Source organism: Rufibacter ruber (assembly GCF_001647275.1).
Lineage (GTDB): Bacteria > Bacteroidota > Bacteroidia > Cytophagales > Hymenobacteraceae > Nibribacter > Nibribacter ruber_C.
Genome location: NZ_LRMM01000158.1, coordinates 1 through 981 on the forward strand (window position 1 = coordinate 1; position 981 = coordinate 981).

At 45.2% G+C, this 981-nt stretch carries 2 protein-coding genes; both read left to right on the forward strand.

The window, feature by feature from the left end; genetic code table 11:
- Window positions 1-57 precede the first annotated feature (57 nt).
- On the forward strand, window positions 58-558 hold the full coding sequence (locus tag A8O25_RS22315; RefSeq protein ID WP_082893838.1) for a transposase family protein: 501 nt from the start codon (window positions 58-60) through the stop codon (window positions 556-558).
- 4 nt (window positions 559-562) lie between these two features.
- Window positions 563-955, forward strand: a complete 393-nt coding sequence (locus tag A8O25_RS22320) for a transposase family protein (RefSeq protein WP_241499130.1) — start codon at window positions 563-565, stop codon at window positions 953-955.
- The last annotated feature ends 26 nt before the right edge of the window (window positions 956-981 follow it).

Sequence of the window (981 nt, forward strand, 5' to 3'; positions counted from 1 at the left end):
GTATTAGGGGTTATATAGAATAAGGAACTATAAGTTTGGTCGAGGCTTTCTCCTTGTATGCTACTACGGTATTCCTCGATTTCAAAAGACGAAAAAACAATCCGCTCTCATACGGGCTTAACGAAGGCGGAATTTGAAGCCTTAGCCTTAGTATTTGGTCAAGAATGGGAGCATTATATACGGCATTATACCTGGGAAGGCAAACTGCGCCAGCGGCAAAGCCGGGAGCGCAGAAACAGCGTTTTAGTTACCGTAGAGGACAAATTGCTTTTTCTGCTTTACTATTTCAAGCTTAACCCTCTGCAGGAAGTATTGGCCACAGCTTTCGGTATGAACCAGCCCCAGGCAAGCAAGTGGCTGGAGCTGCTGCGATCCAGATTGCTCGGGGCTTTAGACAAGGAGAAAGTATTGCCCGAACGTAAAGCCGAAAGGCTATACCGCGTCCTGTCCTCAGAGACCAGGGTCATCATTGATGCGACGGAAAGAAGCGTGGGTCGCAGCATTGACGGAGAAACGCAGAAAGAGTATTATTCAGGTAAAAAAAAGCCATACCATTAAAAACGTGCTGCTTGCCGGAGCGAATAAAAAGATCCTGTACCTAAGCCAAACCTACGAAGGCAGCGTGCATGACAAAAAAATAGCCGATGAGGCAGAAATCGAGTTCGAGGAGACCATAGAGCTACTGCAGGACAGCGGTTTCCAAGGGTTTGAACCTGAGAAAGCAAACGTTGAAATGCCGGTGAAAAAGCCAAAAGGGAAAGAACTCACAGATGGGCAGAAGCAGGAGAATAAAAGGAAAGCTTCCCAAAGAGTAGTTGTCGAACATGCTATCGGACAGCTGAAAGTGTGGCGGATCGTAAAAGATAAAATAAGAAGTTGCCGCCATAAATTAAGAGATGAGGTCATGCTCATCGCATGTGCTCTCCATAACTTTAAAATAAAACTCAACCAATAAGAGCTTATTCTATATATCCCCTATTA